This is a genomic window from Xenorhabdus sp. Sc-CR9, assembly GCF_963897815.1.
Taxonomy (GTDB): Bacteria; Pseudomonadota; Gammaproteobacteria; order Enterobacterales; family Enterobacteriaceae; genus Xenorhabdus.
Genome location: NZ_CAWQTY010000189.1, coordinates 76,070 through 93,598, shown reverse-complemented (window position 1 = coordinate 93,598; position 17,529 = coordinate 76,070). Strand labels below are relative to the sequence as shown.

The 17,529-nt window shown below is 40.8% G+C and carries 12 protein-coding genes and 1 other RNA gene; 8 read left to right on the top strand and 5 right to left on the bottom strand.

The genetic code is table 11. From position 1 onward, the window contains the following. Positions 1 to 39 precede the first annotated feature (39 nt). The 4 genes from AACQ81_RS13490 (at position 40) to amtB (ending at position 5,338) form a co-directional block, all read left to right on the top strand. Positions 40 to 1,788: a SmdA family multidrug ABC transporter permease/ATP-binding protein gene (locus AACQ81_RS13490; protein ID WP_237385527.1), complete on the top strand. Its 1,749-nt coding sequence runs from the start codon at positions 40 to 42 to the stop codon at positions 1,786 to 1,788. Beyond that, positions 1,772 to 3,550 (top strand): SmdB family multidrug efflux ABC transporter permease/ATP-binding protein, encoded by a 1,779-nt coding sequence (locus AACQ81_RS13485; protein WP_237385526.1) that lies wholly within the window; start codon positions 1,772 to 1,774, stop codon positions 3,548 to 3,550. Before AACQ81_RS13490 ends, AACQ81_RS13485 begins: the two co-directional genes overlap by 17 nt. 157 nt (positions 3,551 to 3,707) lie before the next feature. Next, the gene (gene glnK, locus AACQ81_RS13480; RefSeq protein ID WP_237385525.1) at positions 3,708 to 4,046 is read left to right on the top strand and encodes a P-II family nitrogen regulator; all 339 of its coding nucleotides are present in this window, start codon (positions 3,708 to 3,710) and stop codon (positions 4,044 to 4,046) included. 11 nt (positions 4,047 to 4,057) lie between these two features. Next, positions 4,058 to 5,338: an ammonium transporter AmtB gene (gene amtB, locus AACQ81_RS13475; protein ID WP_237385524.1), complete on the top strand. Its 1,281-nt coding sequence runs from the start codon at positions 4,058 to 4,060 to the stop codon at positions 5,336 to 5,338. A gap of 373 nt (positions 5,339 to 5,711) precedes the next feature. On the opposite strand, the gene tesB is transcribed toward amtB, so the two are convergent. Further along, positions 5,712 to 6,566: an acyl-CoA thioesterase II gene (tesB, locus tag AACQ81_RS13470; protein WP_237385523.1), complete on the bottom strand. Its 855-nt coding sequence runs from the start codon at positions 6,564 to 6,566 to the stop codon at positions 5,712 to 5,714. A 657-nt stretch (positions 6,567 to 7,223) separates the two neighbouring features. Here tesB and ffs point away from each other — a divergent pair. After that, positions 7,224 to 7,320: signal recognition particle sRNA small type (ffs, locus tag AACQ81_RS13465), an RNA gene on the top strand. 88 nt (positions 7,321 to 7,408) lie between these two features. On the opposite strand, the gene AACQ81_RS13460 is transcribed toward ffs, so the two are convergent. From AACQ81_RS13460 to AACQ81_RS13445, 4 genes are all read right to left on the bottom strand, one after another. Continuing rightward, positions 7,409 to 7,612 (bottom strand): HHA domain-containing protein, encoded by a 204-nt coding sequence (locus AACQ81_RS13460; protein ID WP_010845060.1) that lies wholly within the window; start codon positions 7,610 to 7,612, stop codon positions 7,409 to 7,411. 47 nt (positions 7,613 to 7,659) lie between these two features. Beyond that, positions 7,660 to 8,028, bottom strand: a complete 369-nt coding sequence (gene tomB / locus AACQ81_RS13455) for an Hha toxicity modulator TomB (RefSeq protein ID WP_237385522.1) — start codon at positions 8,026 to 8,028, stop codon at positions 7,660 to 7,662. Positions 8,029 to 8,667: 639 nt separating this feature from the next. Beyond that, on the bottom strand, positions 8,668 to 11,817 hold the full coding sequence (locus AACQ81_RS13450; protein WP_237385521.1) for an efflux RND transporter permease subunit: 3,150 nt from the start codon (positions 11,815 to 11,817) through the stop codon (positions 8,668 to 8,670). Positions 11,818 to 11,831: 14 nt separating this feature from the next. Further along, on the bottom strand, positions 11,832 to 13,040 hold the full coding sequence (locus AACQ81_RS13445; RefSeq protein WP_237385520.1) for an efflux RND transporter periplasmic adaptor subunit: 1,209 nt from the start codon (positions 13,038 to 13,040) through the stop codon (positions 11,832 to 11,834). A 141-nt stretch (positions 13,041 to 13,181) separates the two neighbouring features. Between AACQ81_RS13445 and acrR the strand changes: the two genes are divergently transcribed. The 3 genes from acrR to mscK are packed head-to-tail and all read left to right on the top strand — an operon-like array spanning position 13,182 to position 17,513. Further along, the gene (acrR, locus tag AACQ81_RS13440; RefSeq protein ID WP_237385519.1) at positions 13,182 to 13,838 is read left to right on the top strand and encodes a multidrug efflux transporter transcriptional repressor AcrR; all 657 of its coding nucleotides are present in this window, start codon (positions 13,182 to 13,184) and stop codon (positions 13,836 to 13,838) included. Then, the gene (locus tag AACQ81_RS13435; protein ID WP_237385518.1) at positions 13,835 to 14,077 is read left to right on the top strand and encodes a DsrE family protein; all 243 of its coding nucleotides are present in this window, start codon (positions 13,835 to 13,837) and stop codon (positions 14,075 to 14,077) included. Before acrR ends, AACQ81_RS13435 begins: the two co-directional genes overlap by 4 nt. 4 nt (positions 14,078 to 14,081) lie before the next feature. Next, positions 14,082 to 17,513: a mechanosensitive channel MscK gene (gene mscK, locus AACQ81_RS13430; protein ID WP_237385517.1), complete on the top strand. Its 3,432-nt coding sequence runs from the start codon at positions 14,082 to 14,084 to the stop codon at positions 17,511 to 17,513. Positions 17,514 to 17,529 lie beyond the last annotated feature (16 nt).

Below are 17,529 nucleotides of genomic sequence, written 5' to 3'. Positions count from 1 at the left end.
GGACGCTAACTTTTTCATTTTTACCTCAGGAATAGGTACGTGAGATTATTTTCACAATTAGGTTGGTATTTTATTAGTGAATGGCGGCGTTATTTGGGCGCTATTATTTTTCTTATTATGATTGCAGTGCTGCAACTCATTCCACCTCGCTTGGTGGGGATTATTGTTGATGGTATTAGCGCAAACACTATGTCATCCGATCAGCTATTGATGTGGCTGGGAGTGTTACTTATTATCGCATTGGCTATTTATGGGCTGCGATATGTTTGGCGTGTATGGCTGTTTGGAGCCTCTTATCGATTGGCTGTTAAATTGCGCAGTGATTTTTACCTGCGGCTGAGTAGCCAGAATCCTGAATTTTATTTACGGCATCGAACCGGTGATCTCATGGCTCGCGCAACAAACGATGTTGACAGAGTTGTTTTTGCTGCGGGTGAGGGAGTACTTACTTTAGTTGATGCCTTAGTGATGGGGTGTGCTGTTCTTATCGTAATGAGTGTGGAAATTAGTTGGGAATTAACGTTGTTATCACTATTGCCGATGCCCATTATGGCGTTGGCAATAAAACATTATGGTGCTCAGCTCCATCATCGTTTTAAATCAGCGCAAGGCGCTTTCTCAAGCCTGAATAACCACGCTCAGGAAAGTTTGACCAGTATCCGTATGATAAAAGCGTTTGGTTTGGAAGAATTACAATCCAGTCAGTTTGAAGAAGTTGCCATTGATGCAGGGCGTAAAAATATGCATGTTGCACGTGTGGATGCATGTTTTGATCCTACAATTTTTGTCACTATTGCCATTTCAAATCTTTTGGCTATTGGTGGTGGGAGCTGGATGGTTGTGCATGGCTCCATGACGTTGGGTGAACTTACCAGCTTTGTTATGTATTTGGGATTGATGATCTGGCCAATGCTGGCATTGGCTTGGATGTTCAACATTGTTGAGAGGGGTAGCGCCGCATATACACGTATTCAGAGTTTATTGCAGGAACCTCTAGTGATCAATGATGGTACACAGCCCTTATCTTCAGATCATGGCATTTTGCAGGCAAATATTAATACGTTTACTTATCCAACAAATGATAAGCCTGTCTTGAATGGTATCCGTTTCCAGTTAGAGCCTGGTCAGTTATTAGGGCTATGTGGCCCAACAGGTTCAGGCAAAAGTACTTTGTTGGCTTTATTACAGCGACAATTTGATGTCACTGATGGAGATATTCGTTTTCAGTCACAAAATATCTCTGCCTTCAGAATAGAGGAGTGGCGTTCACGGTTGGCTATTGTTAATCAAACACCTTTCCTGTTTTCGGATACAGTAGCTGGCAATATTGCGTTAGGACGGCCTAATGCAACCCAAGAGCAAATAGAAGAGGTCGCTCGCTTGGCGAATGTGCATGATGATATTTTGCGGTTGCCACAAGGTTATCAAACCGAAGTAGGTGAACGTGGAGTGATGCTTTCCGGGGGACAAAAGCAGCGTATTTCCATTGCCAGGGCCTTGTTATTGGATGCAGAGATTTTAATTCTTGATGATGCCTTATCAGCTGTTGATGGTCATACAGAACATCGCATCATGAAAAATCTCAACCAGTGGAGACAGCGACGCACCATTATTATTAGTGCACACCGACTATCTGCATTAACGGAGGCAGATAATATATTGATTATGCAGCATGGCACAATTGCACAGCAAGGTTTACATAAGCAACTTATCGTTCAACCCGGCTGGTATTCTGACATGTATCATTACCAACAATTAGAAGCCGCATTGGATGGGGACGATGACTAATATTCATGTGCGCAAGCTATGGCCATCATTAAAGCGCCTGCTTTCTTACAGTAAAAACCATCGCAAGCCCATTATAATTGCTGTGTTAATGTTATGGATTGCGGCGCTGGCAGAAGTGAGTGGGCCGTTGCTTGTGAGTTATTTTATCGACAATATAGTTGCAAAGGGACATTTACCGCTTGATGTTGTCAGTGGGCTTGCGGCCGCCTTTTTGATCTTACAGATTATTTCTGCTGTTTTACATTATTACCAGACCTTGTTTTTTAATCAGGCGTCTGTAGGTGTGGTACAGCAGATACGTACTGATGTTATGAACTCAGCATTGCGTCAGCCATTAAGCGCTTTTGATAATCAGCCTGTTGGTCAACTGATCTCTCGTGTAACTAATGATACTGAAGTCATTAAGGATCTGTTCGTAAATGTGATCCCTGCTGTGTTCCGTAGTATTGCATTGATTGGTGCGATGTTGATAGCCATGTTTGTACTGGATTGGCGCATGGCATCTGTTGCGATAGCAATATTCCCAATGGTCTTGTTGGTAATGTTTATTTATCAGCGTTTAAGTACCCCAATTATTAGGCGGGTTCGTGGCTATCTGGCCGACATAAATGATGGTTTTAATGAAGTTATTAATGGAATGGCTGTAATTCAGCAATTCCGTCAGCAAGCTCGTTTTGGTGAAAGAATGCTGGCTACTAACCGGGCGCATTATAAGGCTCGTATGCAGGCTTTACGGTTAGATGGGATTTTGTTGAGGCCATTACTGAGTTTTTTTTCTACTGCAATATTGTGTGGCTTGCTTCTGCTATTTGGATTCAAAGGAACTGACGTCATTGGCGTTGGTGTATTGTATGCTTTTATCAACTACCTCGGTCGATTGAATGAACCGTTAATTGAACTCACGGCACAGCAATCGTTATTGCAGCAAGCTGTGATTTCGGGAGAACGGGTTTTTGAACTGATGGATAGCCCGCAGCAGCTGTATGGCAATGACTCACAGGCATTGGCGGGTGGTCGAATTGATGTTGAAAATTTAAGTTTTTCCTATCGAAGTGACAAAAATGTCTTGAATGATATTAACCTGCATGTTCTTCCTCATGGTTTTGTAGCGTTGGTTGGGCATACAGGGAGTGGGAAAAGTACCTTGGCCAATTTGATTATGGGCTATTATCCGTGGCAAGACGGTGAAATTTATCTTGATGGACGCCCCGTATCTTCGCTTTCCCATGCAGTGCTGCGTAATGGCATCGCAATGGTACAGCAAGATCCTGTCGTTTTGGCCGCTTCATTTCTCGACAATATCACGTTAGGACGGGATATCAGTGAAGAAAAAATATGGGAAGTACTGGAGCTGGTTCAGTTAGCCGAATTTATCCGTAACTTGCCAGATGGTTTGAATTCTTTATTGGGAGAACAAGGGAACACCCTTTCAGCAGGACAAAAACAGCTTTTAGCGATGGCTCGGGTTTTAGTACAAACGCCACAGATTCTTATTTTGGATGAAGCAACGGCGAATATTGATTCTGGAACAGAACAATCAGTCCAAAAAGCATTGAGAATGATCCGTAAGCAGACAACGTTGGTAGTTATCGCCCATCGTCTTTCGACCATCATTGAAGCCGATTCCATCTTAGTGCTGCATCGTGGTGCAATTGTAGAACAGGGACGGCATCAGCAGTTACTGGCAAAACGTGGACGTTATTACCAAATGTACCAACTTCAACAGGTTGGTGAAATTTTGAATGAGCCTGTGCACGTTTAGTGTGCACATATAGGGAGCAGTTGCTGTTTGCTGCTCCTTTTTTATCCCTTCTTTAGCAATATTCTTCGGTAATAAATTGATTCCATACTATTTTTGATTTTTGGCATATCCCTTGCCTATCTCCTTTATTCAAATACAGCAAAATGCGGGGGAAGGTATGAAATTAATCACTATCATCATCAAACCATTTAAGCTGGAAGAAGTACGCGAAGCGCTTGCTGACATAGGTATACAAGGCATGACTATCTCAGAAGTAAAGGGCTTTGGGCGCCAAAAAGGTCATTCTGAGCTTTACCGGGGAGCTGAATACAACGTTAATTTTTTACCCAAAGTTAAGATTGATATTGCAACCAATAATGAGCGAGTTGAAGAGATTATACATATTATTCAACAGACTGCATTCACAGGCAAAATGGGTGATGGGAAGATTTTTGTTTTTGAGTTACAGCATGCCGTTCGGATCAGGACGGGTGAAACGAATGATTTAGCACTGTAAATGGGGGAAAAATGAAAAAACAATTTTTATCCATAGTTGGCGCTATAGCCAGTTTACCTTCATTCGCTTTCGCTACGGAAAATACTCTTGATAAGGCTGATACAGTATTTATGTTAATAAATACTATACTGGTGATTTTTATGACGATCCCGGGAATTGCTTTATTTTATGGAGGATTATTGCGCCGTAAAAACATTTTATCATTGATGTCACAAGTAATTGTCAGCTTTTCATTGGTGTGTGTGCTTTGGATTGTTTACGGGTATAGCATGACGTTTACTACAGGTAATCGTTTTTGGGGTGGATTAGATCAGGTTATGCTGAAAAATATTTCCATTACTGATTTGAGCGGCAGTTTCTACCAATTTATTTATGTTGTTTTCCAAGGGGCGTTTGCTTGTATCACTGTTGCTTTGGTTGTGGGTGCCTTGTGCGAAAGAGTTCGTTTTTCAGCATTATTGATTTTTTGTGTGTTATGGATGACGGCAGCCTACATTCCTATAGCACATATGGTATGGGGAGGAGGTTTGCTTGCGAAAGATGGCGCTTTGGATTTTGCAGGGGGAACGGTTGTTCATATTAATGCGGCGGCAGCAGGATTGGTTGGTGCTTACTTACTTGGAAAACGGTCAGGGTTTGGGAGGGAAGCTTTTAAACCTCATAACTTACCAATGACTTTTATTGGTACAGCAATCCTTTACATCGGTTGGTTTGGTTTTAATGTAGGCTCCGCTGGTGCAGTGAATGCTATTGCTGCTTTGGCTTTTTTAAATACGGTAATAGCAACGGCAGGAGCAGTACTGTCATGGGTTTTTTCTGAATGGTTATTCCGCCAAAAGCCATCGCTTTTAGGTGCGTGTTCTGGGTGTATTTCGGGTTTGGTGGTAATTACACCCGCAGCAGCAACGGTTGGCATCGGCGGTGCTCTGGTTATGGGGATAATTGCAGGCTTAGCCGGTTTATGGGGAGTGGTCATACTAAAACGGTGGTTACGTGTTGATGATGTCTGTGATGTTTTTGGAGTGCATGGCGTGTGTGGAATTGTTGGTTGTTTACTAACAAGTGTTTTTACCGATCCAATTTTAGGCGGAATGGGATTTGCTGATGGTATGACCATGTTAAGACAGCTTGGAGTGCAGTTTATCAGTATATTGATCTGTATTGTTTGGTCATCAGTAGCTGCTTATATTTCATTTAAGATAGCCGATAAACTGGTGGGATTACGCATTAGCGTTGAATCAGAAAGAGAAGGGCTGGATATTACTTCACATGGTGAAAGTGCTTATAACTAATACCGTTAATTAGTGATGTTGCTAAGAGCTGACTCTCTTATTGCTGGGTTGTAACTCGAAATCTATGAGATATACTTGTTGTCTTTCAAGTTGCAGCTTTGTTGGCTGAGCTCACTCACCCCGGTCATATAGTTATCTATGCTCCAGGGGATTAATGAAAGGCTCCTGCCTTTCACCGGAGGCCAGCCTTAGCCTTTGGCTGGGCAAATTCGTTCCCGACGAATTCGTCATTCCCTTGCCGTCGCGCTGCATCTTGAAATCCAATGGGTATATAAACTTTTAATTTTTGCAAAATTGATTACCGTAATAATAGGGTAACAATGAATAACCGTTATGTGTTATCCAGATTATTACGGCATACAGTGCTTATTTTTTACAGTTTGCGGATAACCCCTTCCTGAACTGCCGAAGCAATAAGTATTCCTTCACGATTATAGATGTGCCCACGAACGAAACCACGTGCTCCTGATGCTGATGGACTCTCGATTGCATAGAGTAACCAATCATTCATATTGAAAGGACGGTGATACCACATTGAATGGTCAATTGTGGCTACCTGCATATTGTGTTCCATAAATCCCACTCCATGGGGCAGCAAAGATGTCGGCAGAAAATCGAAATCTGAAGCATATCCTAACAAACAATGATGTATGAATGGATCTTCTGGCATTTTTCCATTACTGCGAAACCAAACATAACGCACAGGCTCTTTTGATGAATGATTAGGCAGACTGTGGGATTTAACCAGTTTCATCTCCAGAGGTGGTGCGGAAAAAGCTTTGTACAATTTGTCAGGGAGTGAGGGAGCCATTTTTTTTACCATTTCCTCTTGAGACTCTAACTCTTCTGGAGGAGGAACTATTGGCATGGTATTTTGATGCTCAAAGCTTTCTTCATGGCCTTGAAAGGATGCTGTCATGTAGAAAATGGGTTGACCATGTTGTATTGCACTAACACGACGAGCGCTGAAACTTCTCCCATCCCGTAATATTTCAACATCATAAACAATAGGTTTATGACTATTGCCTGGACGTAGAAAATAGCTGTGAAAGGAGTGAACCATTCTATCATTTGCAACCGTTTGTTTTGCTGCATACAGAGCCTGACCTATCACTTGGCCGCCAAAAACTTGGGGAAATCCTAAGTCTTCACTTTGCCCACGATAAATCCCTTCTTCTATCTTTTCCAGATGTATCAAGTTAATTAAATTTTGCAATGCCTGGCTCATAATGTGCCTTTGCTTTTTATAAGAGCTGTTGAAAACGTATAATCAAACGATTACAGATATAAAATTCATTTATCCAAAAAAATAAAGATATTAAGTTGTAAATCAAATTTATCTTTATGTTTTTATTTCGGTGTTAAATTATCACTGTTAATTTAACCAATACTTATTCAAATAATGTATATAACATTACTTTAATGTTTATTTATTGATTTATATGATTATTTTTACTTGAGCGAAAAGATAATGTTAATATTTTATTTAAGTTAATATTGTAAACTCTTTCAGATTTTTATATAATTTTAAAATGATTCATGTTTGTTATCGTATATGCTTTTTTTATTATTTTATCTGTTTATTGTTTGCATGTTAAATGTTCATTTTATCCCGAAAAACGATTCTTATACTGAAGAAATTGAAGCTAATTTAATATCTATAGAACATAAAAAGAGCATTATGTTAAGCGGAAATGTTGAATTATGGAAAGGTTAATTCCTTTAGGTAGCAGAAACATTTGTTTTCTTGATGTTATTTTTTGATTTTTTTTTCATCGCCGCGAGCAAGAAAGCAGCATTCAAATGAAGGTGTCTTGCTATTTTATTATATATGAATGATAATGACCACCGCTTCAAGATTTGAAGCTAATGTCAATGGGGGCTCTGTTGGTTCTCCCGCAACGCTAACTTGTTAACTTGGTCAGGTCTGGAAAGAAGCAGCCATAGCAAGGGATGTGTGTGCCGGGATGTCGCTGGCAGAGCCCTCGCCAATTTCAGGTTTATAATTAGCTCCTCAGTTAGCCGATAATATCTACCGGCTTTAGTCGCTTACTATCTGATCACTACAGCTTAGCGGACAAATTTCCAGACAGATGATGGGATCTTATCATAGAGCTTATTCATAGTAAGTTCGGCTAAACGGTGGTCAGCAGCGGAGTAGAACAATTCAAGTTCATCATCCGAAAGTTCGTATTTATTTTTTTCAATTACACGTTCCAGTGTTTCAATAGAAGTGCATTTTCTCAAACGCATCAAATAGTCAGTTTTAGTCATAATTGCCTTATCTTATTTGGTATAAAAAATAGTTAGAAATATATTTATCAGGTTTTGCTTAAAGAAGCGTTCAAATCGTGTAGCAGAATGTTAGTTAAGTGTTTGTTTGTTCTTTGCCATTTTGTAAGTTCAAGAAAGCTTATCTTATCACTTCCAAACAAATTATATGTTTCATCCAGATATTCATCAATTAAGGTGCTGAGATCGTAGTTATCTGTGTATTTAATTTTAAAGCTCCAGACAAAAGCTGTAATGTGTTCGATCAATTCGTTTAGTTTTAAGCTTCTCTCGGAAGTTAGATCGTGAATCCAATGATTCTCAGTGCGATTCAGGACTAAAAGTGCTTCATGAATTAATTCTTCACATAAGTATTTTAATTCAGCAATATCATGTCTTCTTGGTGAATATTCATCCATAATCACCTCCGTAAAAAGCGCACTGCTTATTTGAACTAAGGCTTATACATGCTATTTATTATAGTCATTATTTTAGAATAGAGCCTATCAAAACATGATTATTATTTATTAATATTAAAAGCTCTATTTTGTTCATCTGCTAACTGAATTTTTAACAATGACTAATTTATGTTTAGTTTTACTAAAACACTTAGTTCTGGTACAGCTTAGTTTCAGACAACAGCCTGACATTCTACTATAAAAGATAGTCATATCTACATATACCGTTAAATATATAGAATTATTCTAATACAGTAGAGACTGTAGCAATAGCACTGGGGTCATTATAGGCGATTGTATTGCGACTTTCAAAATCAATATATCGATATTATTACATATGTCACCATCGGGATGGAACACTTTTTACCATTAAAGGTGTAATCAGAAGAAAAATCAGGACAGTTGCCAATTTATCTTCTATTTATTATAAAAAACAGAATGATATCGCCCTTAAATGTAGTTTTTTGCATAAGTATTTATTTTAACTAGATTATAGATAGGCTTTAAGGTGGATATTGTAATCAGGGTAATTTGCCGTTTGAAGTGATTTTTGTCCATTAAAAAAGGTCACTTATGTGACCTTTTTTAACATAATTAAATTTAGTGGTGGGTTGAGGTGTGCTCAACCGCTTCACTTTTCTTTGTGAATCGACGCTTGATAACAACAAAGAACACTGGGACGAAATAAATTGCCAATGATGTAGCAGCAATCATACCACCCAATACTCCTGTTCCTACGGCGTTTTGTGCGCCTGAGCCAGCCCCGTTGCTTAATACTAAAGGCATAACCCCAAGCATAAAGGCCAAAGATGTCATCAGTATTGGACGTAGACGCATTTTGGCAGCATCCAAAGTGGCTTCTATTAACCCTTTGCCTTCTTTCTCCATCAGATCTTTAGCGAACTCTACGATAAGAATGGCGTTTTTCGCTGACAAACCAATGGTCGTCAACAAGCCAACTTTAAAGTAAACGTCATTACCTAACTCCCGCATTGATGTTGCCAACAATGCACCGATAACCCCCAGGGGGACGACCAACATGACTGAGAACGGAATGGACCAGCTTTCATATAACGCCGCCAGACAGAGGAATACGACAATCAATGACAGCGCATAGAGAGCTGGGGCCTGATTACCTGACAGACGTTCCTGATAAGACATTCCAGTCCAGTCATAGCCAATTCCAGCGGGCAGTTGTGCAGCTAGCTGTTCCATCAGCGCCATTGCATCACCGGTACTTTTATCAGGAGCTGCTTCACCTACGATTTCCATAGAAGGAAGCCCGTTATAGCGTTCCAGACGGGGTGAACCATAAACCCACGGTTCTTTTGATACGTCTATGAATGCGGAAAACGGCACCATTTGGCCATGGTAATTGCGGATATATAATTTGCTAATATCGCTAGGTAACATACGGTAAGCTGCGTCAGCTTGGATATAAACTTTTTTGACTCGACCACGGTCAATAAAGTCATTGATATAAGCACCACCAAACATAGTGCCCAGTGTTGTGTTGATATTTGAAGTAGATATCCCTAACGCTTCTGCTTTTTCTTTATCGATATGGAGACGGTATTGCTGTGTGTCATTTTGTCCATTAGGGCGAACACTTCTGAGCATATCAGGATGCTGAGCAACCATACCAAGCAACTGATTACGTGCATTCGTTAATGCTTCATGCCCAAGGTTTCCTTTGTCAATCAATTGGAAATCAAAGCCACTGGCAGAACCCAACTCTACAATCGAAGGAATATTAAACGCAAAGACAACGGCTTCCTTAATTTGAGAAAAGTCAGCATTTGCTCGATCAACAATAGCAGAAACTTTATCTTTCTCATTCTTACGTTGATCCCAGTCTTTTAAACTGATAAATGCCAGACCGGTATTTTGCCCCTGACCAGCAAAACCAAAGCCGTTAACGGTAAACACAGATTTAACAACATCTTTCTCTTTGGTATAGAAGTAGTCATTGACTTGATTCAATACCTTTTGTGTCTGCTCCTGAGTGGAGCCTGACGGTAATTGAATCATTGCCAATAAAACACCCTGATCTTCGTCAGGCAGGAAGGATGATGGCAGACGGGTAAACATCAACGCCATACCTGCAATCAATGCAACATAGATCAACAAGTAACGCCCTGTACCACGCAACATCCGGCCGACGCTATCGGTATAATGGAGGGTGCTCTTTTCAAACAGACGGTTAAACCAACCAAAGAGTCCTCTTTGAGTGTTATGGCTACCTTTGGCAACGGGTTTGAGCATGGTTGCACACAAAGCTGGCGTCAGGATTAAGGCTACCAGAACAGATAATATCATTGCAGAAACTATAGTGATTGAGAACTGGCGGTAAATTGCCCCTGTAGCTCCTCCGAAGAATGCCATTGGTACAAATACAGCAGAAAGTACCAGTGCGATACCGACTAGAGCGCCTTGAATCTGCCCCATTGATTTTTTGGTAGCTTCCTTTGGCGATAGACCTTCTTCCTGCATGACACGCTCGACGTTTTCCACCACAACAATAGCATCATCGACCAGCAAGCCGATGGCAAGCACCATGGCAAACATCGTCAATGTATTGATGGAATAACCAAAGGCTGCAAGAATGGCGAATGTGCCAAGCAATACAATCGGAACCGCAATCGTTGGAATCAGAGTCGCCCGGAAGTTTTGCAGGAACAGGTACATAACAACAAACACCAGCAGGATAGCTTCTGCCAATGTTTTCACCACTTCGAAAATAGATATTTTAACAAATGGTGTTGTGTCATACGGATATACAACAGTCAGCCCATGCGGGAAGAATGGCGACATCTCAGACAATGCTTTTTTGACGGCTTTGGATGTATCCAGTGCGTTGGCACCTGTAGCTAGTTTGATACCGATACCAGCTGCAGGTTTGCCATTGAATCGGCCAATGATATTGTAACCTTCAGCACCTAGTTCAACGACAGCAACATCACTCAAATTAATTTTTGATCCGTCAGGATTCACGCGTAGCAGAATTTTGCTGAATTCTTCCGCAGAACTGAGGCGAGTTTGTGCAATGATCGACGCATTTAATCGTTGCCCCGGAACTGGTGGTGTTCCCCCTAACTGCCCACCTGCAACCTGATTGTTTTGTGCTTTAATTGCATTAACCACATCCAAGGGGGTCATTTTATAGTTAAGCAGCTTTTCAGTATTGAGCCAGATACGCATCGCATATTGTGTACCGAACAGCGTTGTTTCACCCACGCCTGTAACGCGGCTCAAGGAATCTTTGACATTGGCTCCGACGTAGTCGGAAATATCATCTTGACTCATGGAACCATCTTGGGAGTTGAAACCAGCCACCATCAAAAATGAATTAGTTGTTTTCTCAACATTGATCCCTTGTTGCTGAACTTCTTGAGGTAACAGAGGCATCGCCAATTGCAGTTTATTCTGTACCTGCACTTGAGCAATATCCGGGTTCGTGTTCGCCTCAAAAGTCAGCGTGATATTCATGTGACCGGCAGAATCACTATTGGAGGACATGTACACTAGATTATCGATGCCATTCATATTCTGTTCGATAATCTGTGTCACAGTATTTTGTACTGTAGACGCATCAGCTCCAAGGTAAACTGCCGAAATAGAAATAGCGGGTGGCGCAATAGCAGGGTATTGCTCCACGGGTAATTTCATGATTGCCAGCAGACCAGATAGCATGGTGATAATTGCAATTACCCATGCAAAGATTGGTCGCTCGATAAAAAACTTAGGCATGAATCACCGACTCCTTATTGAGGCTTTTTTTCAGGCTCAGCTTGATTAGTCGCAGGCTTGGCATTTAGATCAGTTTCTACTGGATTAACCGTTATTCCCGGCGCTATTTTCTGTAATCCAGTGACGATAACTTTATCTCCAGATTTCAAGCCTTCCGTCACCAGCCATTTGTTACCGAGTGCCTGAGTAGCACTGATATTACGTACTTCTACTTTGTCACCTTTATCGACAACCATAGTAGTCGCTTGGCCGCGAGGTGTCCGGGTAACAGCTTGCTGAGGAATCAAAATTGCATTCGGACGGACACCCTCTTCCAGTTTGGTACGGACAAACATGCCAGGAAGTATTTCTTCATTTGGGTTCGGGAAAACAGCACGCATAGTGATAGAGCTTGTAGTTTCATCAACCGTCACGTCTGAAAACTCAAGATAACCTTCCTGACTGTACTCTTGTCCAGAGTCAGTAATTAGGCGAATTTTGGTTTTTGGGGTTTCTTTTTGAACGACTCCTTTTGCAATTTCATTTTTAAGTCGCAGATAATCATCACTTGATTGGGTGATATCAACATAAATAGGATCTAACTGTTGAACAGTTGTTAAGGCTGAACCTTGGTTAGCAGAAACCAGTGCACCTTCTGTGACGGTGGATTTACCCGAGCGGCCGGAAATAGGAGACGTGACTTTGGTATAGGCCAGATTGATTCTGGCACTTTCCAATGCAGCCTGAGCGGACTGAACATCTGCGTTTGCTTGTGCATAATCAGACGTTGCTTTATCAAATTCCTGCTTACTTACATACTGTGTTCCCAGCAATGATTTATAACGTTCAACGGTTAAATGAGAGACATTCTCATTAGCCTGCGCTCTGGCTAAATTTGCCTTAGCCTTGCTGTAATCTGTTTGATAGGTTGCCGGATCTATCTGGTATAACGATTCTCCAGCAACAATATCACTTCCTTCTTTATAGTTACGTTTCAGAATAATACCACTGACTTGAGGCCGAACCTCCGCAACACGATAAGCCGTTGTACGGCCTGGCAATTCCGTGATCACTGTCAGAGGTTCTGCTTTCAGCGTTACGATCCCGACCTCAGGAACATGCTGGCCGGCAGCTCCAGCTCCTTTCTGTGCGTCTTTATTGTCATTACATCCAGAAAGAATAAAACCGCCTGAAAGCACCAGTAGTAATGTAGCCAGAGGTAAAACGCCCCTGTTTTTTCGCATAAGTAAACCTCAATTTTTCAATGTTGATTCTCTGAACAAACAAGTGAAATCATTACTTCATTGATTAAGGGTGCTATAGTACAAACATACATGAATGTATGTAAATCAGCCTCAGTCAAAAACAAAGTTTATGGCACGAAAATGGCACGAAAAACTAAACAACAAGCAAAAAAAACTCGTCAACAAATCATAGACGCTGCGATAAAGACTTTTTCTGAGCGTGGTGTTTCTGCTACTTCATTGGCAGATATCGCAACAGCAGCTGGTGTAACGCGTGGAGCAATTTATTGGCATTTTAAAAATAAAACGGATTTACTTTCCATTGTTTGTAAAATTCCAGAAGATAAAATAGACGCATTAGAGAAAGAGTATCAAGCAAAATACCCTAATAATCCACTCCTGGCGTTGAGATCTTTATTAATTTTTATGTTAGGAATGATGATGGATGATCCTCAAAGTCACCTGTTGATGGAAATTTTTTTCCATAAATGTGAGTTCGTAGGAGAAATGTCTTCATTAGCGGAGGAGCTTCGGGAGGCATGTATTTCCGATTACGAAAGAATTGAAAAAGCGTTGGAAGCGTGCATTCAATCTGGAGAATTACCTTATAACCTAGATCTCAGACGTTCTGCGATAATGCTGAAAGCATTGATGACGGGATTATTGGAAAACTGGTCATTCGCACCGGACAGTTTTAATATTCAAGAGCAGTCAGCGTATCTGGTGGACAGCTTTATCGACACACTTAAATATAGTCTCCACGTGCGGAATCGCGAAGAAAATTTTTTAACGCGTTGAGATTATCCATTGCACTCAAAGAGCAGAAGCCTCAAAACGAATTAAAATTGTTCTTAATGTCTGATGCTGTGATTGCTGGTCTAGCCGGGCAAATTCCCAAAGAAGGTTATAATTTAAAACAGATGTTAGAAATTTTGACGGCTCAAAATGTCGAAGTGAAATTGTGCAAAACCTGCACGGATGCCAGAGGAATTAGCGGGCTGGCATTATTCCATTATCTGCAAATAATGAGTAGATGAATTCATGGTTCCAGCTAACCGATATTTGGGTATTTTGCTTAATAAGGGGAGTTCGTGTAGCAAACTCTCCGATAAATTATTTTTTCGCTTTGCGTTGATGATAAGTCTGTTTTTTCTCCTGTCATCTCTATTTTCTCCTGCAAGTGCGGCATTCAGTAGCGATGTCCCAACCCGTAACGATATTCAAAACCAGCTTAAGAGCCTGACAGAACGTAAGGAACATACGGTTGAAGAAAGAGTATCCATATCTGATTTGGAAAAAACACTTTCTTTCTTTGACAGGATAGAACAAGTGAAGTTGGATACCGAGCTACTTCACAAAAATTGGCAAGAAGCGCCACAAAAAGCACGTCAGGTTATGACTAAATTAGAAAACCTGAAAAGTAGCACTCAGCAAGATAAAAATGAATACATAGAGGCGCTGGAAAGATTATCTCTTAAACAGCTTGAAGCGAAGCTAAATACTACATGGAATAGTTTGCAACAGGCACAGGAAAATCTTGGAAGCTACAATAGTCAGTTGATTGGGTTGCAAACACAGCCAGAACGAGCACAAAACGTGTTGTTTCAAAACATGCAGAGATTACAGCAAATTCGTAATCAACTTAATAGTGCATTGACTGAACAACCAGAATACAGTCGTACCCAAATGGAGTTGTTGCAGGTAGAACAATCTTTCTTGATGTATCAAAATGCGTTTCAAAAAACATCCTTGCAAGCGAATATTCAGTTGCAGGTGCTCCTGCGACAGCAAAGGGATTATACGACGTATCAGATTAGACAACTGGAGAATTACGTCGAATTTATTCAAAATGTGTTGAGTGGAAAACGCCTGAGCATATCTGAAGAAACAGCTAAAGAAGCCCAAAATCAGGACGGAAAAAATTCACATATTCAGGATAATCCACTGATTCAGCAGGAAATTGAAAATAACCATGAACTCAGTGAACGATTGATTGCGGCAACACGAGACAACAATCAGTTGTTCCAGAAAAATATTAGTGTCAAAAATTATCTGGAAAGAATCATTCAATCCGAGCGGAATTTAAAAGAGCAGGTCAAGGTATTACGTGGCAGCTTATTATTATCGCGTATTTTATTTCAAGAACAGTTGAAAGTCCCTCAGGATATTCTGACAAAAGATTTGCCGACAAAAATTGCTGACTTGCGTCTGGAGCAGTTTGAAATTACTCAGGAACGGGATCTTATTTATCAGAATGATGACTATATCGTCGATTTATTGAAAGATAGTCACAATAAAATAAAGAACGAATCCGCTGAGATGATGGAAGAAATTCACAATGCCCTCAATAAGGTTGTGGATGTTCGCCGTGGGCTTCTGGATCAGCTAAATGATCAGTTAGGAAACCAAATTACTCATGCCATCAACTTACAGATGGATCAACAGGAGTTGTTGGATGTTACCCATTCGTTGGAACAAACGCTTGTTCAGCAGATTTTTTGGGTGAACAGTAACAAACCGATGAACTTAGTTTGGCTGAAATCCCTGCCCGGACTGATTCAGGGAGAATTGAGCCACTTAAATGTTCGATTTAACTTCAGTGGGCTTATCACTGGGCTAAAAGATTCCATCCATTTCGTTATCCCTCTCATACTGGTTGGCTTATTTTTACGTTGGCAGACCAAAGGCATTAATGAACAGTTGAAGAAAATTGCAGATGAAGTGGGGCAATTTCATCGTGATAGCCAATTACACACGCCACTGGCATTGATTCTGACACTGATAAAAACATTACCACTGGCTTTTATCGTTCTGGCAATAGGTTATTGGTATTCGAAATCAGGTGATAACCTGGATGATTTGATTTGGGGGTTTTCCCGTCAATTGGCATTATTTTGGATTATATATAGTTGTAGTTACCAAATTCTTACCAAAGATGGAATTGGAGAGAGTCATTTTTTTCTGGACAGAGCGGTCTGCATTTTATTTCGCAAAAATCTTGTACGTTTATCGATAGCATTACTGCCTATTTTATTCTGGATAACATTGGGTGCAAAACATCCCCTGAGATTGTCTGATGATGTCATTGGTCAGTGTATTGTATTTATTTGCCTATTCTTGCTTTTCTTTTTTATTTTTCCATTCTGTCGGTATATATGGCGTGAAAAGAATTCACACATGATTCGCACTATCGTGGTGACAGCATTGACGTTTGCACCATTGGTACTAATGGTATTGATGGTATCCGGCTATTTCTACACGACTTTGCGCTTGGCAGAACGTTGGCTTTACAGCCTGTATTTACTGTTTTTCTGGCATATCAGTTATCAGGCTTGCTTACGGGGATTGAGTATTGCCGCTCGCCGCATTGCCTATCAGCGGGCTGTTGCCCGTCGTCAGTCCCTGGCGAAAGAAGGGGCAGAAGGTGAAGTTGTGGAAGAACCCCCAATGGCTTTGGATCAGATTAACCAGCAGTCATTGCGTTTGACGACGATGGTACTGTTTTTGGTCTTCCTGGGAGCGTTTTATTGGATTTGGTCTGATTTGGTGACGGTGTTTTCTTACCTCGACAGGATCAATCTGTGGCAATACAGCACAACAACAGAACTGGGAAATGTTCTGAAATACGTTACCCTGAAAGACTTGATGCTATCGATAGCAATGCTTGTGATCGCATGGGTCATGATGAGAAATCTGCCGGGATTATTGGAAGTCTTGGTGCTTTCTCGTCTGCAATTACAGCAAGGTTCCTCATATGCCATTAAGACAACATTGACTTACTTAATCATGGGTGTTGGAGGAATTACTGCTCTAGGAACTCTGGGTGTTTCATGGAATAAATTACAGTGGCTGGCGGCAGCTCTTTCAGTTGGGTTAGGTTTTGGTTTGCAGGAAATCTTTGCTAACTTTGTTTCAGGCCTGATTATTTTGTTTGAGCGCCCCGTTCGTATTGGAGATACAGTAACAATAGGAACTTACTCTGGTTCGGTCAGTAAAATCCGTATTCGTGCGACAACAATCACAGATTTTGATCGCAAGGAAGTGATTATCCCTAATCGTGCATTTGTAACGGAACGGTTAATCAACTGGACACTTTCCGATACTGTCACGCGGATTATCATTAAGGTTGGTGTCGCATATGGCTCTGATCTTGATAAGGTAAAAGAGATTTTGTTAAAAGCAGCAAACGATAATTCCCGAGTAATGAGCGAACCGGGGCCACAAGTCTATTTTATGAGTTTCGGTTCCAGTACATTGGATCATGAATTAAGGCTCTATGTTCGAGAATTGGGCGATCGCAGTCGCACAGTGGATGAAATAAACCGCAGTATCGATAAATTATGTCGGGAAAATGGTATCAACATCGCATTTAACCAGTTAGAAGTTTACTTGCACAATGGGCAAGGTGATAGCTTGCAAGAGGTGCAGAAACCATTAAATGGTGATAACCACCACCCAGATGGTCGTTTTTAAAAAATGAAGCCTGATG

Coding starts and splice junctions, on each gene's coding strand:
- tesB (WP_237385523.1), bottom strand. CDS start 6,566: ATGAGCCAGGCATTGCAAAATTTAATTAACTTGATACATCTGGAAAAG.
- amtB (WP_237385524.1), top strand. CDS start 4,058: ATGAAAAAACAATTTTTATCCATAGTTGGCGCTATAGCCAGTTTACCT.
- mscK (WP_237385517.1), top strand. CDS start 14,082: ATGGTTCCAGCTAACCGATATTTGGGTATTTTGCTTAATAAGGGGAGT.
- tomB (WP_237385522.1), bottom strand. CDS start 8,028: ATGGATGAATATTCACCAAGAAGACATGATATTGCTGAATTAAAATAC.
- AACQ81_RS13450 (WP_237385521.1), bottom strand. CDS start 11,817: ATGCCTAAGTTTTTTATCGAGCGACCAATCTTTGCATGGGTAATTGCA.
- AACQ81_RS13460 (WP_010845060.1), bottom strand. CDS start 7,612: ATGACTAAAACTGACTATTTGATGCGTTTGAGAAAATGCACTTCTATT.
- AACQ81_RS13445 (WP_237385520.1), bottom strand. CDS start 13,040: ATGCGAAAAAACAGGGGCGTTTTACCTCTGGCTACATTACTACTGGTG.
- glnK (WP_237385525.1), top strand. CDS start 3,708: ATGAAATTAATCACTATCATCATCAAACCATTTAAGCTGGAAGAAGTA.
- AACQ81_RS13485 (WP_237385526.1), top strand. CDS start 1,772: ATGGGGACGATGACTAATATTCATGTGCGCAAGCTATGGCCATCATTA.
- acrR (WP_237385519.1), top strand. CDS start 13,182: ATGGCACGAAAAACTAAACAACAAGCAAAAAAAACTCGTCAACAAATC.